23 protein-coding genes are annotated in these 22,946 nt (G+C 58.9%); 19 read left to right on the top strand and 4 right to left on the bottom strand.

Going from position 1 to position 22,946, the window contains the following annotated elements:
* The first annotated feature begins 66 nt into the window (after nucleotides 1-66).
* The 12 genes from MCG44_RS11105 (at nucleotide 67) to ftsZ (ending at nucleotide 15,323) form a co-directional block, all read left to right on the top strand.
* Nucleotides 67-1,608, top strand: coding sequence for a 4Fe-4S dicluster domain-containing protein (locus MCG44_RS11105; RefSeq protein WP_147571553.1), 1,542 nt, complete (start codon nucleotides 67-69; stop codon nucleotides 1,606-1,608).
* 349 nt (nucleotides 1,609-1,957) lie between these two features.
* Entirely contained in the window at nucleotides 1,958-2,374 is a 417-nt protein-coding gene (gene mraZ, locus MCG44_RS11100) for a division/cell wall cluster transcriptional repressor MraZ (RefSeq protein WP_147571551.1), read from the top strand.
* 1 nt (nucleotide 2,375) lies between these two features.
* On the top strand, nucleotides 2,376-3,311 hold the full coding sequence (gene rsmH / locus MCG44_RS11095) for a 16S rRNA (cytosine(1402)-N(4))-methyltransferase RsmH (protein ID WP_186851925.1): 936 nt from the start codon (nucleotides 2,376-2,378) through the stop codon (nucleotides 3,309-3,311).
* 50 nt (nucleotides 3,312-3,361) lie between these two features.
* Complete coding sequence (locus MCG44_RS11090) at nucleotides 3,362-3,925, top strand: hypothetical protein (RefSeq protein WP_147571547.1); 564 nt, start codon at nucleotides 3,362-3,364, stop codon at nucleotides 3,923-3,925.
* 91 nt (nucleotides 3,926-4,016) lie between these two features.
* On the top strand, nucleotides 4,017-6,452 hold the full coding sequence (locus MCG44_RS11085) for a penicillin-binding transpeptidase domain-containing protein (RefSeq protein WP_147571545.1): 2,436 nt from the start codon (nucleotides 4,017-4,019) through the stop codon (nucleotides 6,450-6,452).
* A gap of 83 nt (nucleotides 6,453-6,535) precedes the next feature.
* Nucleotides 6,536-8,050, top strand: coding sequence for a UDP-N-acetylmuramoyl-L-alanyl-D-glutamate--2,6-diaminopimelate ligase (locus MCG44_RS11080; RefSeq protein WP_147571543.1), 1,515 nt, complete (start codon nucleotides 6,536-6,538; stop codon nucleotides 8,048-8,050).
* Nucleotides 8,051-8,222: 172 nt separating this feature from the next.
* The gene (gene mraY / locus MCG44_RS11075; RefSeq protein WP_147571541.1) at nucleotides 8,223-9,209 is read left to right on the top strand and encodes a phospho-N-acetylmuramoyl-pentapeptide-transferase; all 987 of its coding nucleotides are present in this window, start codon (nucleotides 8,223-8,225) and stop codon (nucleotides 9,207-9,209) included.
* 135 nt (nucleotides 9,210-9,344) lie between these two features.
* Nucleotides 9,345-10,511, top strand: a complete 1,167-nt coding sequence (locus MCG44_RS11070) for an FtsW/RodA/SpoVE family cell cycle protein (protein WP_186852149.1) — start codon at nucleotides 9,345-9,347, stop codon at nucleotides 10,509-10,511.
* 61 nt (nucleotides 10,512-10,572) lie between these two features.
* Nucleotides 10,573-11,700 carry a UDP-N-acetylglucosamine--N-acetylmuramyl-(pentapeptide) pyrophosphoryl-undecaprenol N-acetylglucosamine transferase gene (locus tag MCG44_RS11065; protein WP_186851927.1) on the top strand — a complete coding sequence of 376 codons (1,128 nt, stop codon included), beginning with the start codon at nucleotides 10,573-10,575 and terminating at the stop codon, nucleotides 11,698-11,700.
* Nucleotides 11,701-11,782: 82 nt separating this feature from the next.
* Nucleotides 11,783-13,042 (top strand): UDP-N-acetylglucosamine 1-carboxyvinyltransferase, encoded by a 1,260-nt coding sequence (gene murA / locus MCG44_RS11060; RefSeq protein ID WP_147571537.1) that lies wholly within the window; start codon nucleotides 11,783-11,785, stop codon nucleotides 13,040-13,042.
* A gap of 99 nt (nucleotides 13,043-13,141) precedes the next feature.
* Nucleotides 13,142-14,008 carry a cell division protein FtsQ/DivIB gene (locus MCG44_RS11055; RefSeq protein ID WP_240288265.1) on the top strand — a complete coding sequence of 289 codons (867 nt, stop codon included), beginning with the start codon at nucleotides 13,142-13,144 and terminating at the stop codon, nucleotides 14,006-14,008.
* Nucleotides 14,009-14,177: 169 nt separating this feature from the next.
* Nucleotides 14,178-15,323 (top strand): cell division protein FtsZ, encoded by a 1,146-nt coding sequence (ftsZ, locus tag MCG44_RS11050; protein ID WP_240288263.1) that lies wholly within the window; start codon nucleotides 14,178-14,180, stop codon nucleotides 15,321-15,323.
* A gap of 56 nt (nucleotides 15,324-15,379) precedes the next feature.
* Here the strand turns inward: ftsZ and MCG44_RS11045 are convergent, their stop codons facing one another.
* From MCG44_RS11045 to MCG44_RS11035, 3 genes are read right to left on the bottom strand one after another with little or no spacing between them, the layout of a single operon-like run.
* On the bottom strand, nucleotides 15,380-16,060 hold the full coding sequence (locus tag MCG44_RS11045) for an LrgB family protein (RefSeq protein ID WP_240288261.1): 681 nt from the start codon (nucleotides 16,058-16,060) through the stop codon (nucleotides 15,380-15,382).
* A complete protein-coding gene (locus MCG44_RS11040) occupies nucleotides 16,057-16,407 on the bottom strand; it encodes a CidA/LrgA family protein (RefSeq protein ID WP_240288919.1) in 351 nt (116 codons plus the stop codon). Before MCG44_RS11040 ends, MCG44_RS11045 begins: the two co-directional genes overlap by 4 nt.
* 13 nt (nucleotides 16,408-16,420) lie before the next feature.
* Nucleotides 16,421-16,633 (bottom strand): helix-turn-helix domain-containing protein, encoded by a 213-nt coding sequence (locus MCG44_RS11035; protein WP_240288259.1) that lies wholly within the window; start codon nucleotides 16,631-16,633, stop codon nucleotides 16,421-16,423.
* A gap of 83 nt (nucleotides 16,634-16,716) precedes the next feature.
* On the opposite strand from MCG44_RS11035, the gene MCG44_RS11030 reads away from it, so the two are divergent.
* Entirely contained in the window at nucleotides 16,717-17,013 is a 297-nt protein-coding gene (locus MCG44_RS11030) for a DUF6809 family protein (protein ID WP_240288257.1), read from the top strand.
* Here the strand turns inward: MCG44_RS11030 and MCG44_RS11025 are convergent.
* A complete protein-coding gene (locus MCG44_RS11025; protein WP_240288256.1) occupies nucleotides 16,986-18,245 on the bottom strand; it encodes a diaminopimelate decarboxylase in 1,260 nt (419 codons plus the stop codon). The genes MCG44_RS11030 and MCG44_RS11025 overlap by 28 nt on opposite strands.
* Between MCG44_RS11025 and MCG44_RS11020 the strand changes: the two genes are divergently transcribed.
* From MCG44_RS11020 to spoIVB, 6 genes are all read left to right on the top strand, one after another.
* Entirely contained in the window at nucleotides 18,244-18,444 is a 201-nt protein-coding gene (locus tag MCG44_RS11020) for a hypothetical protein (RefSeq protein WP_240288254.1), read from the top strand. The two genes, MCG44_RS11025 and MCG44_RS11020, sit on opposite strands and share 2 nt — an antisense overlap.
* A gap of 188 nt (nucleotides 18,445-18,632) precedes the next feature.
* Complete coding sequence (locus MCG44_RS11015) at nucleotides 18,633-19,979, top strand: uracil-xanthine permease family protein (RefSeq protein ID WP_240288253.1); 1,347 nt, start codon at nucleotides 18,633-18,635, stop codon at nucleotides 19,977-19,979.
* Between the two features lie 195 nt (nucleotides 19,980-20,174).
* Nucleotides 20,175-20,573: a serine proteinase gene (locus tag MCG44_RS11010; protein WP_147571508.1), complete on the top strand. Its 399-nt coding sequence runs from the start codon at nucleotides 20,175-20,177 to the stop codon at nucleotides 20,571-20,573.
* A 98-nt stretch (nucleotides 20,574-20,671) separates the two neighbouring features.
* The gene (locus tag MCG44_RS11005) at nucleotides 20,672-20,866 is read left to right on the top strand and encodes a hypothetical protein (protein ID WP_147571506.1); all 195 of its coding nucleotides are present in this window, start codon (nucleotides 20,672-20,674) and stop codon (nucleotides 20,864-20,866) included.
* A gap of 119 nt (nucleotides 20,867-20,985) precedes the next feature.
* Complete coding sequence (locus MCG44_RS11000) at nucleotides 20,986-21,333, top strand: arsenate reductase family protein (protein WP_147571504.1); 348 nt, start codon at nucleotides 20,986-20,988, stop codon at nucleotides 21,331-21,333.
* A gap of 274 nt (nucleotides 21,334-21,607) precedes the next feature.
* Nucleotides 21,608-22,744, top strand: coding sequence for a SpoIVB peptidase (gene spoIVB, locus MCG44_RS10995; RefSeq protein WP_240288252.1), 1,137 nt, complete (start codon nucleotides 21,608-21,610; stop codon nucleotides 22,742-22,744).
* Nucleotides 22,745-22,946: the final 202 nt, after the last annotated feature.

Raw genomic sequence — 22,946 nt, 5'->3', positions numbered from 1 at the left:
GGATATTGTGGTATGATACCGATTGAAAAAGAATCTTATCTGTATCTTTCTAAGGAGGAAACTGGGATGCGAGGAGTGCATACCGTAGTCAACGACATTCGCCGCAAGGTTTTTACCGAGGTGGCGAGGATGTCCTTTGAGGGCGGCGACTATGGGGAGACGCTTAGACGCCTGCCCCATAAGATCATCCCTGGCGAGGTGGCCCGTTACCGCCAGAATATTTTGGTGGAGCGCGCCATCGTCAGCGAGCGGCTGCGCTTGGCCATCGGCCTGCCTCTGCGGGATCTGAATGAATACGCCCCTACCATCGACCATCTGGAGGACAGCGTGGTGGCGGAGAAGTACTATGAGCCCCCGCTGATCAACATTATTCCCTTTGCCTGCAACGCCTGCCCCCCAAAGCAGGTCCGGGTGAGCAATATGTGCCAGGGCTGTCTGGCCCATCCCTGTCGGGAAGTCTGTCCTAAGGATGCCATCAAGGTGGTCCAGGGTAAGAGCGTCATCGACCAGGAGAAGTGCATCAAGTGCGGCAAGTGCGTGGACCAGTGCCCCTATAACGCCATTATCAAGTTTGAGCGGCCTTGCGCCGAGGCCTGCGGCATGGATGCCATTAGCTCTGACGAGCTGGGCCGGGCCAAGATCGACTATGACAAGTGCGTATCCTGCGGAATGTGTCTGGTCAACTGCCCCTTCGGCGCCATCGCGGACAAGAGCCAGATCTTCCAGATGATCCAGGCCATCAAGCGGGGGGATCGAGTCGTCGCCGCTGTGGCCCCCGCCTTCGTCACCCAGTTCGGTGAGAATGTGTCCGCCGCCCAGATGCGGGAGGCTATGCTCCAGGTGGGCTTTGCCGATGTGCGGGAGGTGGCGGTGGGCGCCGACCTGTGCACCATCGAGGAGGCCAAGGACTTTTTGGAGAAGGTGCCGGACGAGCTCCCCTTCCTGGCCACCTCCTGCTGTCCCTCCTGGTCTGTGATGGCTAAAAAGCTGTACCCCCAGTTCAAGGACAACATCTCCATGGCCCTGACGCCCATGGTGCTTACGGCCCGGCTCATCAAAAAGGAGGACCCCGAGGCCCGTGTGGTATTCATTGGCCCCTGCGCCGCTAAGAAGCTGGAGGCCTCCCGGCGTACCATCCGAAGCTATGTGGACTTCGTCCTCACCTTTGAGGAGATGCAGGGCGTGTTCGACGCTAAGGGCGTGGACCCCAGCAAGATGCCCGGCGATCCCGAGAACGACTTTATGCGAGCCACTGGCGCTGGCCGTGGCTTCGCGGTGACGGGGGGAGTGGCCGCCGCGGTCAAGGCTGCCATCAAGGAGCTGGACCCCGAAAGAGAGGTTCTGGTGGAGCACGCCGATGGTCTGCGGGAGTGCCGGAAGATGTTGGCAATGGCTAAGGCCGGCAAGTATAATGGCTATCTATTGGAAGGGATGGGCTGTCCCGGCGGCTGTGTGGCCGGCGCGGGAACCATCACTCCGGTGAAGAAGAGCACCACCGCTGTGGCCGCCTATATGCAGACATCCTGTAGCCAGAGCGCGCTAGAGTCCCCCGTAGCCCAGCGATTGGAGGAGCTGGAGAGGCTGGAGGATGAGGCTGAAGTCAACTGAACCCCTGTTTGTCGGAGATGACAATGGATCCGTCCGCGCCCGTTTCGGGTGCGGACGGACTTTTTTTGTCAGAAAAGAAAAACAAGCACAACATATTGCGATGGACAGAAGAGAGTGGCACAAGATATCAATGGGACTGGACTGGTTGGAAGTTATTGTAAACTAAATGGAACAGATGTTTTTGTAAAGAAACCGCCGATTTCGAAGGAAAGCGGCGGTTTTTTCTATAAAAAACCATGAAAAAAAGACTTGCATTTTATGTCAACACCTTTTATACTAAAAGGCAAGGTGGAGTAAAGTGGAGTAAAATCCCTATATAAACCACTAAAGTGGGGGAGAGGTGAGGAACATGACCGGCACATACGAGCACAGCATCGATGCTAAGGGTCGGCTGTTCATCCCCGCCAAGCTCCGGGAGGAGCTGGGGGTCACCTTCTACCTGGCTATGGGCGTGGATGCCTGCCTGGCCATCTATCCCCAAGCCACCTGGGATCGCTTTACTGAAAAATTCGCTTCCCTGCCAATGAGCCAGTCCAAGGCCATGCGGCCGCTGTTCGCCAACGCTGCCAAGTGCGAGCTGGACAGCCAGGGGCGCATCGTCATCCCCCAGAAGCTGCGCAAATATGCCGGCCTGGAGAAGGATGTAGTCATCATCGGAGTCAATGACCGGGCGGAAATCTGGTCCGCCGATGCCTGGAATGCCCAGGAGGAGGAAGAAATGACGCCGGAGAAGATGGCTGCCTGTATGGCGGAGCTGGGATTCTGATATGAGTGAGTTTACCCACTACCCAGTTCTGCTCAATGAGTGCATTGAGGGGCTGAATATCCGCCCGGACGGCGTGTATCTGGACGGGACCTTGGGCCGGGCAGGCCACAGCCGGGAGATCGCAAAGAGATTGAATACCGGGCGGCTCATCTGTGTGGACCGGGACGAGGCGGCCTTGGAGTCTGCGGGTCGGCGGCTGGACGAATACATGGATAAGGTCACCCTGGTCCACAGCAACTTTGACCGGGTGGGCCAGATTATAGAGGAGCTGGAGTTGTCCGGTGTGGATGGGATGCTCTTTGATTTAGGGGTGTCCTCCCCGCAGCTGGATGACAGCTCCCGTGGGTTCTCCTACATGGCTGACGCCCCCCTGGATATGCGGATGGACCGGTCTGAGGGGCTGACCGCCGCGGAGGTGGTCAACACCTGGAGCCAGGAGGAGCTGCGGCGCATCCTCTTTCAGTACGGTGAGGAACGCTGCGCTCCTCAGATCGCCGCTGCTATCGTCCGCCGCCGGGCGGAGAGGCCTATCCTCTCTACTCTGGAGCTGGTGGACATCATCAAAAGCGCTATGCCCGCCAAGGCGTTGAGAGAAAAACAGCACCCCGCGAAGCGGACCTTTCAGGCCATTCGGATCGCGGTCAACGACGAACTGTCTTCTGTGGACCGGATGCTCCAGGGGGCGGTCTCCCATCTCAACAGAGGGGGAAGGCTGGCGGTGATTACGTTCCACTCTCTGGAGGACCGCATTGTCAAGACCAGCCTGGCCGGTTTTGCCAGGGGATGTACCTGCCCGCCGGATTTTCCCGTCTGCGTCTGCGGCAAGACGCCGGACATCCGGCTGGTGAATAAAAAACCCATTCTCCCCTCTGCCCAGGAATTGGAGGAGAATCCCCGCTCCCGCAGCGCCAAGCTGCGGGTGGCGGAAAAATTGTGAAGGGCACGTCCGGCGTGCCCGCTTCCTACCAAAGAGAAGGAGTGAGCGCTATGGCCGCCCGCCGTCGCAGCACAACCGTATATAACACCTATGGCAGCGTGGCCTATGCCCCCGCCTATGACGGCTCTGCCGTCCGTGCCCCCAGAAGGGAGGAGGAGCTTCAGCGCCGTCCCCAGCCCAAGACACGGGAGCACGTCCGCCGCAAGCAGCTGACCCGCACCCAGGTCCAGGTCCGAGAGGCCGGTCAGGTGGCTCCCTTCGCGGTGGTGGGATTCATTGCGGTGGCAGTCTTTGCGGCCCTGCTCATTACCAGCTTTGCCCAGTTTACCGCCCTAAATGGGGAGGTGGTATCCCTCCAAAACCAGCTGACCACACTCCAGACAGAGAACGCTACCTTGTCCGCCCAGTACGAAAAGGTCTTTGATATGGAGACGATCCAGGCCGCGGTGGGAGAGAGCATGGTGCGGCCCACCAGCGACCAGGTAGAGTACATCGATTTGTCCGAGCCGGATACCGTGGTGGTCTACGGTGAGCAGGAGGCTTCCGGAGGCATCGTCGGCGCCCTGAAGGCAGCGGGCACAGTGTTGGGAGAAATGATTGAATATTTCCGCTGAACCGGCCATATAGATGAAAGACGAAAGATAGAGCAAGGGGCGCAAGAAAGGATATTTCTTGCGCCCTTCTACCGCAAAGGAGGGAAGCGTTATGCGGGAGGAATACGGGAGAAAAAGCCGCCAGAGCGCGGGCGGCGGGACCCGGGGCAGCCACTCCAAACGGTCTATATTCCGGCGCACGGTCTTCCTGATGGCGGTGTGCGGTGTGCTTATGTTCATCCCTCTGTTTTGGAAGCTGTGGAACATCGCCATTGTCAACCATGACTACTACCAGCAGCTGGCCACCAAGCAGCAGACGCTGGACCTGTCTGTATCCTCCAGCCGGGGGAACATTTACGACCGAAACGGCAACGTGCTGGCCATGTCAGCCACAGTATACAACCTGATCTTATCCCCCAACGACCTGGAAAAGAGCGTGTCCAAAAAGGACTTTACCGATGAGGAGGGCAATCTGGACCAGGCGGCTTACGAGGCGGCGGTGGCCGCCAAGCAGGACCAGATGGTCCGGGACCTGATGGCTCTCGTCCCCGGCCTGGACGAGGAGAGAGTAGATACCCAGGTGCACGCCACCAAGTATTCCTACCGTGAGATCAAGAAGAACATCGAGGAGGAGGAGGCCCAGGCCATCCGGGAATACATCACCGAGAACAAGACCTCCGCCTACCTATACCTTACTCCCGGGACCAAACGCTACTACCCCTACTCCGGCCTAGCTGCCCAGGCCCTGGGGTTTGTCAATGACGAGGGGGGCGCCTACGGTATCGAGGCGGCGTACAACGACGTGCTGGAGGGCACCGCCGGCCGGGTGGTCACCACCAAGACCGGAGCGGGCACCCAGATGTACAACGCATACTCTGATTTCGTGGACGCCATTGACGGCTATGACTTGACCCTGACTATCGACGCTACCATCCAGTCCTATCTGGAAAAAACCATTGAGGAGGGCATCCAGGACTATGACGTGCGCAACGGCGCCTTCGCCATTGCCATGGACCCCAACACTGGTGCTGTCCTGGGGATTGCCAGTTCCCCGGACTTTGATCCCAATAACTACTCAAAAATTCTGGATGATATGCTGAATGGAAAGATGGATGAGAACACTCAGGCCATCTACGAGCAGTTGAAGGCGGACAATCCGGAAAATCTGACCGACGCCGAGCTCATGGCACAGGCAGAGAGTCAGGCATACAGTCAGGCCGTGATGAGCCAGTGGCGGAGTAAGGCCATCGACGATACCTATGAGCCGGGCTCTACCTTCAAAGCCCTGGTGCTGGCCGCCGCCCTGGAGGAGGGGGTGGTGAGTGAGAGCGACACCTTTTACTGCTCCGGCAGCGTGAAGATCGCCGATCACACGATTCACTGTTCCAAGGTCACTGGCCACGGTTCCCAGACCCTGGCGGAGGCGGTGGGCAACTCCTGCAACCCCGCCTTCATCGCCATCGGTCAGCGGCTGGGCATCGATTTGTTCTACGACTATTTCGAGGCCTTCGGCATGAAGGAAAAAACAGGCATTGACCTGCCTGGAGAGGGCAAGGGCGTGGTCTGGGAGCGGGAAGACATGATTCCCACTGACCTGGCGGTAGCCTCCTTCGGCCAGCGATTCAACGTCACCCCCCTCCAGATGATTCGAGGCTTTGCGGCCGTCATCAATGGCGGTAACCTGGTAAAGCCCTATGTGGTCCAGTCTATCAGTACGAAGGATGGCACCGTGGTCCAGAACACGGAGACCGAGGTCGTCCGTCAAGTGGTCAGCCAGGAGACCAGCCAGCGGGCCACCGATATCCTGGAGCAGGTGGTGTCCAAGGGGACCGGCAGGAACGCCTATGTGGCGGGGTACCGCATCGGCGGTAAGACGGGCTCCTCGGAAACAGGGGAGACGGGGCGCACTATCGTGTCCTTTATGGGCTTCGCTCCGGCTGACGACCCTCAGGTCATCGTCCTGCTGGCCTACGACAAACCTCAGGAGAGCGCCACTAACCCCAAAGAATCCACCACAGGGGTGTACATCAGCGGCGGCAATATGGCCGCCCCAAAAGCTGGCCCCCTGATCGCCCAGATCTTGGACTATATGGGAGTGGAGAAGAAGTACAACGCCGACGAGTCCGCCGCCGTGGATGTAAATACCCCCAAAGTCACCGGTATGACAGTGGCCGATGCCAAAAAGGCGTTAGACAAGAAAAACCTGAAGTACCGCACAGTGGGCGAGGGAGAGAGCATTACCGCTCAACTCCCTGCCGCCGGGGCCAGCGTCCCAGGAGGTTCCACTGTGGTGCTATACCTAGGGGACGCGGTGCCCGAGGAGAGCGGTACTGTCCCAGATGTGGTGGGCATGAGCTATGAGGGCGCCAAGAAACGGCTGGAGGAGGCCGGGTTCTTTATGCGGGCCTCCGGCGTATCTGTGTACTATAGTAATACCACGACTGCCAGTGACCAGAGCATCCTGGGCGGAGAAACAGCCGCCATGGGCACCGTGGTAGATGTTCAGTTCTCCAACATTGTGGAGGACGGTGCGGTAGACTCGAGATAGGGAGATCCCTCCGGCTCGCTAGACTGCTGCATCATTTTGGCAAAATTTATAGAGAATCAAACCCACCCTTGAGGGGTGACGACATGAAATTGCGCCAATTGTTGAACGGCGTCCCCCTCAAGGGGGGTAACATTGACCAGGAGATGGAAATAAATTCCATTTCTTATGACAGCCGGACCCTGGAGCCCGGCGCTCTCTTCGTGGCTCTGCCCGGAGATAAGACGGATGGTCACCGGTACATCGACACGGCTCTGGAGAGAGGCGCCGCGGCCGTCCTGTGCCAGCGGGCTCCGGATCGGCCGGGTCCCTGGCTGGTGACAGAGGATACCAGACTGGCTCTGGCCCTTCTCTCGGCCAACTGGTTTGGACATCCGGGGGACGCTATGACCCTGGTGGCGGTCACCGGGACCAACGGCAAGACCACCACCACCAGCCTCATCAAAGAATTGCTGGAGGGGACGCGCCGGGCCAAGGTGGGCCTGATCGGCACCAATCGGAACATGATAGGGCGGGAGGAGCTGCCTGCCCACCGCACCACCCCGGAGAGCTATGAGCTCCAAGCCCTTCTGCGCCAGATGCTGGACAATGGCTGTACCTATGTGGTAATGGAGGTATCCTCCCACGCCCTGGTCCAGCACCGGACGGCGGGATTGACCTTTGACCTGGGGCTGTTCACCAATCTGACCCAAGACCACCTGGATTATCACCACACCATGGAGGAATATCGAGCGGCCAAGGGACTGCTCTTTGACCAGTGCCGCCAGGCGGTGCTGAACCTGGACGACCCAGCGGGCCGCTGGTATCTGGAACGGGTCAGATGTCCGGTGTTTACCTATTCGGAAAACAGGACCCAGGCGAATTTGAGCGCCAAAAATATCCGCCTGTTCCCCAGCCACGTGGAGTTTGACGCGCTCTCCACCGGCAGGTTAGTCCGCGTCCACCTGCCCATCCCCGGAGGGTTTTCTATCTACAACGCCCTGGCGGCCCTGTCCGCCGGACTGTGCCTGGGCCTGGGTCTGAAGGAGATGGCTCGGGTCATGCCTGCGGTCCACGGGGTAAAGGGCAGGGTGGAGGTGGTCCCTGTTCCTCCAGCCTATACCGTCATCATCGATTACGCCCACAGCCCCAACGCCCTGGAGAACATCCTGACCACCGCGCGGGACTTTACCGCCGGGCGTCTCATCTGTCTGTTTGGCTGCGGGGGAGACCGGGATAAAACCAAACGGCCCATTATGGGGGCCATCGCCCAGGACCTGGCCGATGTGGTGGTGGTCACCTCGGATAATCCCCGGACGGAAGATCCCCAGGCCATTATCACCGATATCCTGTCCGGTATGGAGGGGGAGCTGGAGAAGGTCCATGTGGAGCCGGACCGGCCTGCGGCCATCGGCTGGGCCCTGTCCCAGGGACAGCTTGGCGATGTGATCGTGCTGGCGGGCAAGGGCCATGAGACCTATCAGGAGATCAACGGCGTGTTCCATCATCTGGACGAGCGGGAGATCGTAGCCGACTGGTTTGCCGCGCAAAAAACGCCTCCTAAGGCGGCCGCCCAAGCGCGGGCCGGCACGGCGCTGGCGGGGAGTGGGGCGGAGCCGTGAGAAAGGCGTGCCATTTCCAAGAAAAGGGACGGGAAAGTGTGTGCAAAGGCTTAAAACTCTGCCGGAACGACAAGAAAGGACTGGAAAAACTCCGGCGGGCATAGTATAATAATAGGCCGCATATGCGCGGTTTGACTTACTTGAGAGAAAGACGACCTGGAGGGGTTCCGACATGACATATATACTGAGCTTTATCGTGGCCTTTGGCGTGGCCGCTATCGCGGGCCAGATCCTGATTCCGCTGCTTCGCCGGCTGAAGGCGGGCCAGTCCATCCGGGAGGATGGACCCACCTGGCACATGGCCAAACAGGGGACCCCCACCATGGGCGGCATCATGTTTATCCTGGCCATCGGCGTGGCCGTGCTTACAGCCGGGTGGGAGGACCTGCTTCGGGGAAGCCGAAACCACCTGTATGTGTTTCTGTTTGCTCTGGTCTTCGGAATCATCGGCTTTATTGATGACTTTCAGAAGCTGCGCCACCACGCCAACGAGGGGCTGACTGCCGGTCAGAAGTTCCTGCTCCAGCTTGCGGCGGCTATCGTCTTCACTGTGCTGCTGCGCGGAAGCGGCTATCTGACCCCCAATTTGTATATCCCCTTCCTGAATGTAGAGCTGGCCCTTCCCTGGGTGGTGTACATGGTGTTCGCCGCTTTTGTCATGGTGGGCACTGTCAACGCCGTCAACCTGACCGACGGCATCGACGGGCTGGCCACCGGCGTCACCATCCCTGTGGCCCTGTTCTATGTGGGCGTATCCGCCTGGTACGGCCGGGATGACCTGACGGTACTCTCTGCTGCCCTGGCCGGCGGTCTGTCCGCCTTCCTGCTCTATAACTTCCATCCCGCCAAGGTCTTTATGGGGGACACAGGCTCCCTCTTTCTGGGCGGTATGGTGTGCGGGCTGGCCTTCGCCCTGAATATCCCCCTGGTCATCCCCATCATCGGCCTGGTCTATGTGGCTGAGGTGCTGTCCGATATTATCCAGGTAGTCTATTTCAAGAAAACAGGCGGAAAGCGGTTCTTTCGCATGGCGCCCCTCCACCACCATCTGGAGATGGGCGGCTGGAGCGAAACCAAGCTCTTTTGTGTCTTTTCCGGACTGACGTTGGTGCTGTGCGTCGTGGCCTTTCTGGGAGTAATGAACCGCTATCCGGTCTGACGCCGGGAGAGAGCAGCCCCGCGCTTTTCCGGATCCCTGTCCGAGTACGTCCCCATTTGATCAAAGGAGGTGGACATTATCGCCAGAAAAGCAAAACGTGACCTGACCATGGAGGAGCAGCTGGCCCGCGGCCCCATGGACCTGCCCTTCCTGATGCTGGTGCTCATGCTGGTGGGGATCGGGCTCATCATGATGTTTTCCGCTTCCTTTGCCTCGGCCTACTATGACTCGTCCCAAAATGTGCAGAACAACCCCATGTTCTACATCCGAAGGCAGGCCGCCTATGCCGCGGCAGGTCTGCTGGTGATGTATGTGACATCCAAGATCAATTACCAGCGTTTTCGCTGGATGTCTGTCTTTGTGCTGGTGGGCGCGATTGCGCTGCTGGTGCTGGTATTGACGCCCATCGGCGTAGAGATCAACCAGGTGAAACGCTGGCTCTATCTTTTCCTGGTGGCCGGCCCCACCTTTCAGCCTTCCGAGATTGCTAAGGTGGCGGTGGTCCTGTTTTTCGCGGCCCGGCTGTCCAAGCGGGACACCGAGCGGAAAAAGAAGTTTACCAACCGGACGCTCACCGGGCGGACTCTGAATCGGCTGGAGCGCATCGGATTTTTGGAGCTGGTGCCTTACGGCGCAGTGCTTTCCCTGGTGCTGGTACTGGTGGTCATGGAGCCCCATATGTCGGGTACCATCCTCATCATGGTGGGGGCCGCCGCCGTCCTTTTCGCATCAGGCATCAATCTGGGATGGTTCGTAGGGCTGGGCTCCTTTGCTGTGGCCGCCCTTACCTTTGTGGTCTTTGCCACCGACTATATGACGCGGAAGATCAACCTGTGGCTGGACCCCTGGTCCGATCCCCAGGGCGCGGGCTATCAGCCCATCCAGTCCCTCTATGCCATCGGCTCTGGCGGCCTGCTGGGCCTGGGGCTGGGCAAGAGCCGCCAGAAGTTTCTCTACATCCCTGAGCCGGAAAATGACTTTATCTTTTCTATCGTAGTGGAGGAGCTGGGCTTCATTGGAGCGGCCATCGTCCTGATCCTGTTCGCCCTGCTTATCATGCGTGGTTATTGGCTGGCCCTCCACGCCAGAGACAAATTCGGCACCCTGACCATCGTGGGTATCATCACGCTGCTGGCCGCCCAGGTATTTCTAAACATCGGGGTGGTCACCAACTTGATCCCCAACACGGGCATCTCCCTGCCTTTCTTTAGCTACGGGGGTACCGCGCTGATGATACAACTGGCGGAGATGGGCATTATTTTGAGCATCTCCCGGCAGATTCCGGCGCCGAAAAAGGACTGATAGAAAGCGTGGAGAGCTAAGATAAGGCATCTGTTCTTCACGCTCACAGAAGAGGTGTTTTATGAACATTCTGTTTACCTGCGGCGGTACCGCCGGCCATGTGAATCCCGCGGTGGCTCTGGCCCATATCTTCCAGGAGCGGCACCCAGGCTGCCGGGTCCTCTTCGTGGGGGCCGATGGAGGGATGGAAAATAAGCTGGTGCCCAAGGAGGGCTACGAGATCCGCTCCGTTACCATCACCAATTTCCACCGCTCCTTTGCCCCTGCTGATATCGCCCACAACCTGGGCACCCTGATGAATATGCGGAAGTCCAAAAAGCAGGCTCAGGCTATTCTGGATGAGTTTAAGCCTGACCTGGTGGTGGGCACCGGCGGCTACGCCTCCTTCCCTGTGGTCAACGAGGCCGCCCGCCGGAAGATCCCCACCGCCGTCCATGAGTCAAACGCCGTCCCAGGCCTGACCACAAAGGCCCTGGCCAGAGTGGTGGACCGGGTGATGGTGGGCTTTGAGGAGAGCCGTTCCCACTACGACGACCCCTCCAAGGTGGTGGTCACCGGCACCCCGGTCCGGGGCGATTTTTTCAAGTATACCCGCCAGGAGGCGCGGGAGAAGTTGGGCCTCGCCGACGAGCGGCCTCTGCTGCTGTCCTACTGGGGCTCGCTGGGGGCAGAGGTCATGAACCAGAAGATGGTGGATTTCATCGCCAAGGAGTGCTATGAGGGCGCTCCCATCCGCCATATCCATGGCGCCGGCCGGGACTTCCCCTGGATGCGGGAGGAGCTTCTTCGCCGGGGGCTGAAGCTGGGGGACAACGGGGTGGAGGTCCGGGAGTATATCTATGATATGCCCCTGGTCATGGCCGCCGCCGACGTGGTCTTGTGCCGGGCGGGGGCCTCCACGATCTCGGAGATCACCGCCATCGCCAAGCCCTCGGTGCTGGTCCCCTCCCCCAATGTCACTGCCAACCACCAGGAAAAGAACGCGCGGGTGCTGGCTGACCAGGGGGCGGCGATCCTCCTGCGGGAGCAGGACTGCGGGGAGCATACCCTCTACGATACTGTGGAGCTGCTGATGCAGGAGCGGGACCGGCGGGACGCCATGGTCCGGGCCCTCAACGCCATGGCTGTGCCCAACGCCGGGGAGAAGATATACCAGACCCTGCGGGAAATCATGCGAGACAAAGCATAAGAAGGGGCGGGACCGCCTCATAAACCAAATGGACTGTTTCCGCATAGGATAGCCTGAATCAAAGAAATTTGGAGGCTATCCCATGAGCTTTTATCGAATCGAGGGCGGACGGCCCCTATCGGGCAGCCTGTCCGTTCAGGGGGCCAAGAACAGTGTCCTGCCCATCCTGGCCGCCGCCGTGTTGGCCCCGGGTCAGAGTGTCATCCACAACTGTCCCGACCTGTCCGACGTATCTGCTACCCTGGACATCCTGCGCCTTCTGGGCTGCCGGACGGAGCGGGAGGGGGATACTGTCCTGGTGGATGCCTCTGCCCTGTGCCGTTCGGACATTCCGGACCGGCTGATGCGGGAGATGCGCTCCTCTGTGATCTTTCTGGGCGCGCTGCTAGCCCGGCTGGGGGAAGCGGAGCTGACCTATCCCGGCGGCTGTGAGCTGGGCCCCCGGCCCATCGACCTGCACTTGTCCGCTCTGCGCCGTCTGGGTGCGGAGATCCGGGAGGACCAGGGGTGCCTGCGTTGCCAGGGAGGCGGAGCCCTCCGGGGAAGGGAGCTTTGCCTGAACCTGCCCAGCGTGGGCGCGACGGAAAACGCCATGCTGGCCGCTTGCGGCTGTCCGGGGGTCACCTTGATCCAAGGCGCCGCCCGCGAGCCGGAAATTGTGGACCTGCAAGGGTTTCTGCGGGCTATGGGGGCGGAGGTGTCGGGGGCAGGGACCTCGGTTATCACCATCCGGGGCGGCGTGCCGCTCCATCCGGCGGAGCACTGCGTCATGGGGGACCGGATCGCGGCGGCTACATATCTATGCGCGGCGGCCGCCGCCGGAGGAGAGGTGGAGCTGACCCGGGCGGAGCCCCAGACGCTTACCGCGGTGCTCAGTGCGCTGGAGGAGGCGGGCTGCCGCCTGACTTCCGGACCGGACCACATTCTGCTGGAGAGCCGGGGGCCGCTTCAGAGCATCCCAACTGTGCGTACCGCGCCCTATCCCGGTTTCCCTACCGATGGGCAGGCCATCCTGATGGCCGCCCTGACTGGGGGGCAGGGGACCACCATGTTTGTGGAGAATATGTTTGATAGCCGGTACGGCCATGTAGACGAGCTGCGCCGCATGGGGGCGGATATCCGGGTAGACGGCCGGGTGGCGGTAGTCACCGGGGTAGGAAGGCTCCATGGAGCCGCCGTCCGAAGCACGGACCTGAGAGGCGGGGCCGCCTTGGTGGTAGCCGGACTAGGGGCGGAGGGGACCACGGAGGTGTCCGACCTGCACCATATTTGCCGGGGCTATGAGAAGCTGCCTCAGAACCTGCGGGCCCTGGGAGCGGATATTCAGGAGCTTCCGGATTGACCAGAGGGGGACCATTGGGAACACAGAGAACCAGCGGCGAAGCTGTGCAGACTTCCGGCAGGAACCGGATGGGAGCCCGGCGGAGCCAGGGAGGATCGTATGCCGAGAAAGAACCACAGCAGAACACGCAGGAAGAACAGAGGGCGCTTTGGCCCTCTGTTCAAGCTGCTCTGCGCCCTGGCTGTGGTCATCGCCCTGACCATAGGGGCCACAGTATTTTTCCAGGTGGAGACCATCGCTGTGACAGGAAACAGCCGCTATACACAGCAAGAGGTGATAGACGCCTCCGGCATCCAAATCGGCGACAATCTCTACCGAATGAATAAGTATCAGATCGGGAATCAGGTGCTGCGGCAGCTGCCCTATGTGGAGAAGATTCTGATCCGCCGCTCTCTGCCCAGCACCATCGTCATTACGGTGTCCGAGTGGGACGCTGTCGCCCAGATCCTGCCCCCGGAACCGGGTGCGGCGGTGACAGTGGAGGAACCGGAGCAGCCGGCGGAGGACCCAGAGGCCAGCTCCTCCGGCAGTCAGCCGGCCACCCTCCAGGCGGCTTCGGAGCCATGGCTCATCAGTGTGGGGGGCAAGCTGCTGGAGCCGGCGCCCGCCGACAGCGGAGCCATCGAGGTGACAGGGCTCACCGCCCTGTCACCAAAGGCGGGTACCATGCTGGAGATCCCAGAGGCGGAGCAGCCCAGACTGGATGCCCTGCTGGATCTGCTGGCCACTCTGGAGGAGATGGAGGCGGTGGACCGGGTGTCCTCCATCCAACTGAGTGACACCCAGGTCAAACTGCACTATCTGGAGCGGTTTGAGGTAAAAATGCCCCTTAACGCGGACTTTAGTTATAAGCTCCGAGTGCTGGAGCAGGCGGTGGCCAAGGCGGAGGAGGAGTTTGGCAGTCAGGCATCCGGCACCATGGACCTGACACAGCAGGACTACGCCGCGGTGTATTCTCCCGATTGATGGGAAGTATTGGAAAATGACGGAAAGTTTCGTCGGAAGCGAGATTTTCTCTTGACCGGCAAAGGAAAGAGCGATACAATATAACAAAATGTAGACTTCACAAGCGGAAGCTATCCACAACAGGTTGTTTTGCGGCGATAGCTTCCACATTTACATAGGAGGAACGACAATGGCCTTCGGATTGGATATGGGTCCTGAAAGCGTAGTAAACATCAAGGTAGTGGGCGTCGGCGGCGGCGGCAATAACGTGGTCAACCGTATGGTCCGTACCGGCACCAAGGGCGTGGATTTCATCGCGGTCAACACCGACAAGCAGGCGCTGTCGCTCTCTGGCGCAGGCCAGAAGATACAGATCGGCGAGAAGCTGACCAACGGCCAGGGGGCGGGCTCCGATCCTGAGGTGGGCCGCAAGTCTGCCGAGGAGAACCGTAGCCAGATCTCCAAGGTCCTGGAGGACGCTGACATGGTCTTTATTACCGCCGGCATGGGCGGTGGCACCGGCACTGGCGCGGCCCCCATCGTGGCCGATATTGCCAAGGAGCTGGGGATACTTACCGTGGGTGTGGTCACCAAGCCCTTCCGGTTCGAGGGAATGCGCCGTATGAAGCAGGCGGAGAACGGGATTGCTGAACTGCGCAACAAGGTGGATTCACTGGTTATCATCCCCAACGAGCGGCTGAAGCTGGCCACGGACCAGAAGATCACCATGCTCAACGCCTTTGAGATTGCGGACGATGTCCTGCAGCAGGCCGTCCAGTCCATCTCTGACCTGATCAATAACACCGGCTTTATCAATCTGGACTTTGCCGATGTGTCCGCCGTCATGAAGGACGCGGGGTGCGCCCACATGGGCGTTGGCCGCGCCGCGGGCAAGAATAAGGCTGAGGAGGCTGCCAAGATGGCTATTTCCAGCCCCCTGCTGGAGACTTCTATCAACGGCGCCAAGGGCGTGCTGATCAATGTGACCGGCTCTATGGATATCGGCCTGGAGGAGGTAGAGACAGCGGCCAACCTGGTCCAAGAGGCCGCTCACCCCGACGCCAATATCATCTTCGGCGCTGCCTTTGATGAGTCCCTGGAGGACGAGATTCGGGTCACTGTCATCGCTACCGGGTTTGACCAGGCGCCCAACAGTGTTCCAACTGCCCCCAGCGCTGCTGGGGAGCGTCCCGCAGTCCAGGCTCCGTCCCAGGATGCTGGGCAGCCAGCTGGAGAGGGGCAGTCGGCCGCTTCTCCTGTTGCCGAACCGGAGAAGCCCAAGGTCAGTGACGACGACTGGGATATTTTGGAGCGTATTTTCAGCAAGAAACGCTAATTTATGATAAAAGACAAAGCAGCCCGTGCCGATGGCACGGGCTGCTTTTATGCGGATTAGAAAAACATGATGATGATGGAGGTCATGATGCCGCATACACATAGGGCGATAGAGCTCATAGCCCCCTGGAGAGCGCCAATCTCCATGGCCTTGGAGGTACCCAGAGCATGGCTGCACGCCCCGATGGCCACCCCTTCCGCCACCGGGTCTGTGACGCGGAACAGTTTGGCGAAAAGGGGGGCAAAGATAGCGCCTATTACTCCGGCCACTAGCACGGCGGTGACTGTGATGCCCTGAATACCACCGTTGCTGTCCGAGATGGCAACAGCGATAGCGGTTGTGACGCTTTTAGGCAGGAGGGAGGAGGCAATGACACTGTCCACAGACAGCAGTTTGCACAGCAGAAGGATGGACCCAAGACTAGTGAGACAGCCGGTGAAGCACCCCGCCAGGACAGGGAAAAAATACTCCTTTAGTAGCTGACGCTGGCGGTAGATATTCAGGGCCAGCACCGCGGTCACTGGGCCCAGGAGCAGGGAGAGGACATCGCCGCCCTGCTGGTAGTCCTCATACGGGAGACGGAGGGCTGCCAATACCGACAGGATCAGAGCCACGGCCACGGCAAGGGGGTTGAGCAGGAAACAGCCGGTCCGTTTCTGGATCCACTGAGCCACGCTCCAGGCCGCGCAGGTCAGCACAATGCCAAAGAAGGGGGAGGAGAAAAGAATGTCTCTCACCGGCCTTTCCCCCCCTTCCGACGAATGAGTAGCTGGATGGTCCAGGCGGTGACCAGATAGACCAGGGGAGTGGTGACTACGGCAATAAAAAAGAAGGGGATCAGGTAGGGAAGAAGCTTCTCCCAATGCTCTATGATGGCTACACAGGGCGGGACGAAGAAGAAGGCCATATTGTCCACCAGGAAGCCGGAGACCCGGCCAATGTGCCGCTCCTTTACCACTCCAGAAAAGAGGAGTAGCAGGAGAAGCACCAGACTGATGACCCCGGCGGGAAAGGGGAAGGGCAGCAGAAAGGAGATGCCCTCGGAGATCAGACAAACGCCGAACACAACGGCGATCTCACCCATGATGTTCAAAATACTAGCTCCTTTTCTCAGACCGGCCCACCAGGTAATCCAGGGTGACCTGGTAGAAGTCGGCCATCCGGACCAGGGTGGAGGCGTCCGGCTCCCGTTCTCCGGTTTCGTAACGGCGGTAGGTGATATAGACCATCTCCATGGCCTGGGCAGTTTCCGCCTGGGTCATGTGGCGCTCTTTCCGAAGAAGGCGGAGTCTTTCTGGTAATTTGGTCATTTATTATTTTACCTCTTGACAAATCCAAACGGATTTACTACAATAAAATAAATCCGTTTGGATGTATTTTTGGAGAGACAAAAATGACAGAAACGGTAAGAATCCTGTATGACTATGTCTTGGAATGCCGAAATGAAATGATGAAAGACCCGGACTATCGGGCTAGTGGTGAAATCGTGGATAAAAATTACAATCAGTTGAAGGGGCGGCTGAATGAGGAGGGGTGCCAGCTTTTGGACCAGCTGATGAACAGTCTGACGCACCAGCTGTGCCTGGACATGGAGTACAAATTCCAAATCGCCCTGGAAATGGGCGCGGAGTTGTATACAGCCCTCTGTCCCCGGCAGACGCCTTACTCCCAAATAGCGGTGGCGAAATAGTCTTCCGGCGTTTCGGCCCGACGGATCAGGCGGGTAGAGCCGTCCTCGCACAGCAGGACCTCGGCGGAACGGAGCCGTCCATTGTACTGATAGCCCATAGCGTGGCCATGGGCGCCGGTGTCATGGATGACCAACAGATCACCAATGTCTATCTCAGGCAGCATCCGGTCGATGGCGAATTTGTCGCTGTTCTCACACAGGGCGCCGGTGACGTCGTACTTGTGGTCACAGGGCAGGTCCTCCTTGCCCATCACAGTGATGTGGTGATAGGCCCCATAGATGGCCGGCCGCATCAGATTGGAGGCACAGGCGTCCACCCCAATATAATCCTTATAGGTGCGCTTCTCGTGGAGAACTTGGGTGACCAGGTGGCCGTGGGGAGCCAGCATGAACCGGCCCAGCTCGGTGCAGAGGGACACATCACCCATCCCCGCGGGGACCAGGATCTCCTCGTAGGCCCTCCGTACCCCTTCGCCGATGACCGCGATGTCATTGGCAGGCTGATCCGGACGGTAGGGGACGCCCACTCCGCCGGACAGGTTGATAAAGGTGATATGACAGCCGGTTTCTTCCTTCAACTCCACAGCGGTGCGGAAGAGAATGGCGGCCAGGGCGGGGTAATACTCGTTGGAAATGGTGTTGGAGGCCAGGAAAGCGTGGATGCCGAACTCCTCGGCGCCCAGCTCTTTCAGCCGGCGGAATGCTTGGGTCATCTGGGGCCGGGTCAGACCGTATTTGGCCTCCCCAGGGTTATCCATCACCTGAAAGCCCTCTTTGCTCTCGCCCAGGGTAAAGGTGCCGCCAGGGTTATAGCGGCAGGAGATCTTTTTGGGGATATAGCCGATGGTGTTCCGCAAAAAGTCGATGTGACTGATATCGTCCAGATTGATGGTGACCCCCAATTCGGCGGCCAGCTGAAATTCCTCGGCGGGCGTATCATTGGAAGAAAACATGATCTCGTCCCCGGCAAAGCCACACCGCTGGCTCATCATCAGCTCGGTGAGGGAGGAGCAGTCCACGCCACAGCCCTCCTCCCGCAGGAGCTTCAGAATTTGGGGATTGGGGGTGGCCTTGACGGCAAAATACTCCTTAAAGCCTGGATTCCAGGAGAAGGCCCGGTACAGGCCGCGGGCGGTTTCACGGATGCCCTTCTCATCGTAAAGGTGGAAGGGGGTGGGGTACTGTTTGACGATTTCCTGGAGCTGCTCCAGGGTGACGAAGGGCCGCTTCATGGCAGATCGCTCCTTTATCTTTGGTATGGGGCGGGACAGAGAAAAGCCTTCCCAGCGGGAAGGCAAAAAACTCCCCAAGAGGGAAAAATCAAAACTAGTTTATCTCCCCAGGGGAAAAAAGTCAATGCGCGGAACGACCAACAAGCCGGCAGAGAAGAAAAAATCTTTTATCTTTCGAGAAAAAATCCCGAAAACATAACATTTTCTCTTGCGTCCTGTCGGAAATTCTGTTATGATACTTCGGAACGAGAAAGGGGGAGCGCGTCATGACCATGTATGAGCCTTTTAGCTGGCCTAAGTTTGACGGGGCCCTCATTTCTATCTGCCGCTGACAATCACAATGTGGTTGTCTTTTTTTGTGTGCCAAACGTGAAGGGAGAAATGTAAATGAATCACCACGAGCCTATCCGCGACGCCCGTCAGTTGGGCCTGCCCAAAATGCTGATCCTCGGCCTTCAGCATATGTTCGCCATGTTCGGCGCTACCGTGCTGGTCCCCATCCTGGTCCAGGGCTACGGGCTGCCCCTTTCCATCCAGACCACCCTGTTTTTCGCCGGTGTGGGCACCCTGTTCTTCCACGTATGTACCAAGCTGAAGGTGCCAGCGTTCCTGGGTTCCTCCTTTGCCTATCTGGGCGGCTTCAGCGCGGTGGCCCAGCTAGATTCCGGCATCTATGCCAATATGACCGGAGAGGAAAAGCTGCCCTACGCCCTGGGCGGCATCGTGATAGCTGGCCTGATGTATCTGGTGCTGGCCGCTCTGATCCGGCTGCTGGGCGTGCGCAAGGTCATGCGCTACCTGCCCCCCGTAGTCACCGGGCCCATCATCATCCTCATTGGCTTGTCCCTGGCCCCCAGCGCGATCAATAACGCCTCCACGAACTGGTGGCTGGCCCTTCTGTCCATCGCTGTTGTTATCGCGGCGAACATTTGGGGCAAGGGCATGATCAAGATCATTCCTATTCTGCTGGGCGTTGTGATCCCCTATGTGGTAGCGTTGGCTACCAACCAGGTGGACTTCTCCGGCATGGCCGCTGCGGAACTGGTCGGACTGCAGCCCTTTGTCTTGGCCAAGTTCGACCTTACCTCCATCCTGGTCATGGCCCCCATCGCCGTGGCGGCCATGATGGAGCATATCGGGGATATGTCTGCCATCTCCGCCACGGTGGGGGAGAACTTTATTGAGAATCCGGGCCTCCACCGCACCCTCATTGGCGACGGCATCGCCACCTCCCTGGCCGGAATGTTTGGCGGTCCCGCCAATACCACCTATGGCGAGAACACCGGTGTGCTGGAGCTGTCCCAGGTCTTTGATCCCAAGGTGGTCCGGCTGGCCGCTGTCTATGCGGTGGTGCTGTCCTTCTCTCCCAAGTTTGCCGCCGTCATCAACTCCATCCCCACCGCCATTATCGGCGGCGTGTCCTTCATCCTCTATGGCATGATCTCCGCTATCGGCGTGCGCAACGTGGTGGAGAACCGGGTGGATTTCACCAACTCCCGCAATCTTATTATTGCGGCCGTCATCATGGTGTGCGGCCTGGGCTTCAAGATCTGGGGCAACAACAACGAGTTCTCCGGACTGACCTTCCATGTGGGCGGCGCCTCCGTGACGCTGACCTCCCTGGCCATTGCGGCCATCGCTGGCATCGCCCTCAACGCCATCCTGCCCGGCAAGGACTATGAATTCGGCACCGATGTGACCAAGGGCCGCTCCGGTGACTTTGGACGGTATTGAGCGATACATGTAGTTGGAAACGGGAGCCTCCGGAATGTCCGGAGGCTCCGTTTTTATTCCATTCCTGAAAGAAAGATATAGCAAAGATGAAAAAAACATTAAATCGGGGGCAAGGTCCTTGCGCGGGAAAACAAAATAGGATAAAATGAAGCCATCAAACGGGCGACCGTATGGAATGAAGGAGGCAACGATACCATGGGATTTTTTGATAATTTCAAGGAAAAGGCCACTGACCTGGCCCAGGCCGGTGTAGCCCAGTCCAAGCGGCTGGCGGAGATCGCCAAGCTAAAGACCGCCAACATGGGCGAGGAGGACACCATCAAAAAGGCGTACATCGAGCTGGGTAAGCTGTACTACGCGGAGAAGGGTGCCGCCCCTGAGGCGGCCTATGCCGCCTCCTGCGAGAAGATCACTGCGGCCAAGGCGGCGATCGAGGCCAACAACGACCGCATCGCCGAGCTGAAGAGTTCTGCCGACGATGAGGTGGAGGTGGTCGCGCGGGTGGAGCCTGTGGAGCGCGCAGCGGAGCCGTCTGCCCATCAGGAAGCGGAGGTTCAGGAAACAGAAGCCCAGGAGAATCCGCCCCAGGAATAACACCGCCGCTAGGGGCCTGCCATGATTTGACATGGCAGGCTCTTTTTCGTATGCTCTCCCCCTTTTTCGGGCAAGCTGTGGGAGAAGGAGGAGAGCTTATGGAGCAATATTACCGTCTGCCACAGGATGTGGTGGGCCACGACCCGGTGCTGCTGTCCTACTGGGACAAGATGCCCCCACGGGCCCGGCTGCGTCTGCTGGAGAGCGATATCAGCGTATCGACCCTGGGAGAGCTGCAAAAGCTGGGGGAGGAGCTGGGACGGGATACGACCGTACCGCCCGAAATGAGGTAAAAAAGGATTTTCATTCCAACTATGATATTTTTCAGCAGAGAACTTCTGGCTGAAATGTTCTCTTTTGGTTGCGCCGCCCTGAGAAACATGATACCATAGGAAAAAAGGAGGCGGCGACCATGCTGTTTGTATGTTACCCCAAATGCACCACCTGCCAGCGGGCCAAAAAATTCCTGGACGACCGGGGCGTGTCCTACACCGAGAGACACATTAAGGAGAATAATCCTACGGCGGAAGAGCTGCGCGGATGGTGGCAGGCCAGCGGCTTGCCATTAAAAAAATTTTTTAATACCTCCGGCCTATTGTACAAGTCTTTGGAACTGAAGGACAAGCTCCCCACCATGACGGAGGAGGATCAGCTGGCACTGCTGGCCACCGACGGAATGCTGGTCAAACGGCCCATCCTGGTGGCGGATGACTTTGTGCTGGTGGGCTTCCGAGAGGCGGAGTGGTCCGCGCGGCTGTAAAAAGCGCCCAGCTTCAGGGAAAGGAAATGGATCGGACAGACTGGAGGGATTCCATTGGGGGTCCTCCAGTCTGTCTTTGCTAAAAAATATTCCTTTGCTGACATTAGGGTCCAGGGTCCTTTTTCCATTGTCCGTCCCAGATAGGACGAAGCGCGGACAGCTGGAAAGGGTGGAAGGTCTACCCTTGATTGAATCTCCCCCGACACGGTCATAATGAGAGGGCGGACGGCTTGAACGTGCCGTCCGCCCTTTCGTTTTTAAGGGGGTGGAACAAATGGAGAAAGGACCAAAACAGAAGGGCGGCCCCGGTATGGCCGGCGCTTTGGCGGGTGTGCTGGGGCTGTGTCTTCTAGCGGCTATCCTGTTGACCGGAGATGGGGGAAGGGCCTCGGAAGCGGCCGCGCCCGCCATGCTGACAATGCCTAGACTGTCCGCCGCCGCTTCCGTGGATACCGAGATTGGCGAACAGGTGATCCCCCTGGGCCGGGCAGTGGGTATCAAGCTTTTTTCTGACGGTGTGCTGGTGGTGGGCCTCTCACCGGTGGAAACAGAGCGGGGCGCCCAATACCCCGGGCGGGATTGCGGCTTGAAGGCGGGAGACGTGATTACCCATATCAATGGGGAAGAGGTGGACACCATCGAAGAAATACAGGAGATGGTGGCACAGCAGCAGGGAGAGCAACTGACCATTCAGGCGGTCCGGGGCCAGCGGCAGTTGCAGCTGACTACCGCCCCTGTAGCCAACAGTCAGGGGAATTACCAACTGGGCGTCTGGCTGAGAGACTCAATGGCGGGCATCGGAACAGTGACCTTCTATGACCCGGAGACCGGTGTGTTCGCCGCCCTAGGCCATGGCATCAACGACGTGGATACCGCCATGCTTATGCCGCTGGAATCGGGCGCTATCATGGAGGCGACGGTGTCTGATGTGAAAAAAGGGGTCAGCGGCCAGCCCGGTGAACTCCATGGGCAATTTGATTTGACCCGGGACTTGGGAACACTCTACGCCAACACCAATCTGGGTATCTTTGGCCAGTTGGACCAAAACGAGCTGACCCAGGGGTTGGAGCCGGTAGAAGTGGCTGACAGGGAGCAGATCCACACTGGAAAAGCCACGATCCTGTCCAATATCCGGGGGGACAAGGTGGAAGAGTTTGACATCGAGATTACCAAACTCTTTCTGGATGGGGATGGGACCCGTAACCTGATGGTCCAGGTGACCGATCAGGAGCTGCTGGAGACCACCGGCGGCATCGTCCAGGGAATGAGCGGCAGCCCGATCCTGCAGGACGGCAGGCTGGTGGGCGCTGTGACTCACGTCTTGGTCAGCGACCCCCAGCGGGGCTATGGCATCCTGGCGGAAAATATGATCCGACAGGCCGACAGCTGCCGCCAAGCCCAGATGTCTTGAGCCAGGGGCCTCAGGATACCACACCTGAGGCCCTTTTTCTTTCTAATACGACACAAACTTCCACAGATAACATCCAAAATATTCCAAAAATGTCGAAAATTAAAGAAAAGTTCATGGAAAAATATAGAAGAATTGGCTTGAATATGCTGTCTGATTATGCTAGATTATAGGTGGCCGGTCGAAACCCGTCCCAACTGTGGAC

This window comes from Lawsonibacter sp. OA9 (assembly GCF_022440585.1).
This window is presented reverse-complemented; position numbering and strand designations above follow the sequence as displayed.

Excerpts from the sequence above, each read along its gene's own strand:
- MCG44_RS11080 (WP_147571543.1), top strand. The coding sequence starts at position 6,536 with ATGAAATTGCGCCAATTGTTGAACGGCGTCCCCCTCAAGGGGGGTAAC.
- MCG44_RS11005 (WP_147571506.1), top strand. The coding sequence starts at position 20,672 with ATGGAGCAATATTACCGTCTGCCACAGGATGTGGTGGGCCACGACCCG.
- MCG44_RS11070 (WP_186852149.1), top strand. The coding sequence starts at position 9,345 with ATGGACCTGCCCTTCCTGATGCTGGTGCTCATGCTGGTGGGGATCGGG.
- MCG44_RS11015 (WP_240288253.1), top strand. The coding sequence starts at position 18,633 with ATGAATCACCACGAGCCTATCCGCGACGCCCGTCAGTTGGGCCTGCCC.
- rsmH (WP_186851925.1), top strand. The coding sequence starts at position 2,376 with ATGAGTGAGTTTACCCACTACCCAGTTCTGCTCAATGAGTGCATTGAG.
- MCG44_RS11085 (WP_147571545.1), top strand. The coding sequence starts at position 4,017 with ATGCGGGAGGAATACGGGAGAAAAAGCCGCCAGAGCGCGGGCGGCGGG.
- spoIVB (WP_240288252.1), top strand. The coding sequence starts at position 21,608 with ATGGAGAAAGGACCAAAACAGAAGGGCGGCCCCGGTATGGCCGGCGCT.
- MCG44_RS11030 (WP_240288257.1), top strand. The coding sequence starts at position 16,717 with ATGACAGAAACGGTAAGAATCCTGTATGACTATGTCTTGGAATGCCGA.
- MCG44_RS11010 (WP_147571508.1), top strand. The coding sequence starts at position 20,175 with ATGGGATTTTTTGATAATTTCAAGGAAAAGGCCACTGACCTGGCCCAG.
- mraZ (WP_147571551.1), top strand. The coding sequence starts at position 1,958 with ATGACCGGCACATACGAGCACAGCATCGATGCTAAGGGTCGGCTGTTC.
- MCG44_RS11035 (WP_240288259.1), bottom strand. The coding sequence starts at position 16,633 with ATGACCAAATTACCAGAAAGACTCCGCCTTCTTCGGAAAGAGCGCCAC.
- murA (WP_147571537.1), top strand. The coding sequence starts at position 11,783 with ATGAGCTTTTATCGAATCGAGGGCGGACGGCCCCTATCGGGCAGCCTG.
- MCG44_RS11000 (WP_147571504.1), top strand. The coding sequence starts at position 20,986 with ATGCTGTTTGTATGTTACCCCAAATGCACCACCTGCCAGCGGGCCAAA.
- MCG44_RS11040 (WP_240288919.1), bottom strand. The coding sequence starts at position 16,407 with ATGGGTGAGATCGCCGTTGTGTTCGGCGTTTGTCTGATCTCCGAGGGC.
- MCG44_RS11055 (WP_240288265.1), top strand. The coding sequence starts at position 13,142 with ATGCCGAGAAAGAACCACAGCAGAACACGCAGGAAGAACAGAGGGCGC.
- ftsZ (WP_240288263.1), top strand. The coding sequence starts at position 14,178 with ATGGCCTTCGGATTGGATATGGGTCCTGAAAGCGTAGTAAACATCAAG.
- mraY (WP_147571541.1), top strand. The coding sequence starts at position 8,223 with ATGACATATATACTGAGCTTTATCGTGGCCTTTGGCGTGGCCGCTATC.
- MCG44_RS11105 (WP_147571553.1), top strand. The coding sequence starts at position 67 with ATGCGAGGAGTGCATACCGTAGTCAACGACATTCGCCGCAAGGTTTTT.
- MCG44_RS11065 (WP_186851927.1), top strand. The coding sequence starts at position 10,573 with ATGAACATTCTGTTTACCTGCGGCGGTACCGCCGGCCATGTGAATCCC.
- MCG44_RS11020 (WP_240288254.1), top strand. The coding sequence starts at position 18,244 with ATGGCAGATCGCTCCTTTATCTTTGGTATGGGGCGGGACAGAGAAAAG.
- MCG44_RS11025 (WP_240288256.1), bottom strand. The coding sequence starts at position 18,245 with ATGAAGCGGCCCTTCGTCACCCTGGAGCAGCTCCAGGAAATCGTCAAA.
- MCG44_RS11090 (WP_147571547.1), top strand. The coding sequence starts at position 3,362 with ATGGCCGCCCGCCGTCGCAGCACAACCGTATATAACACCTATGGCAGC.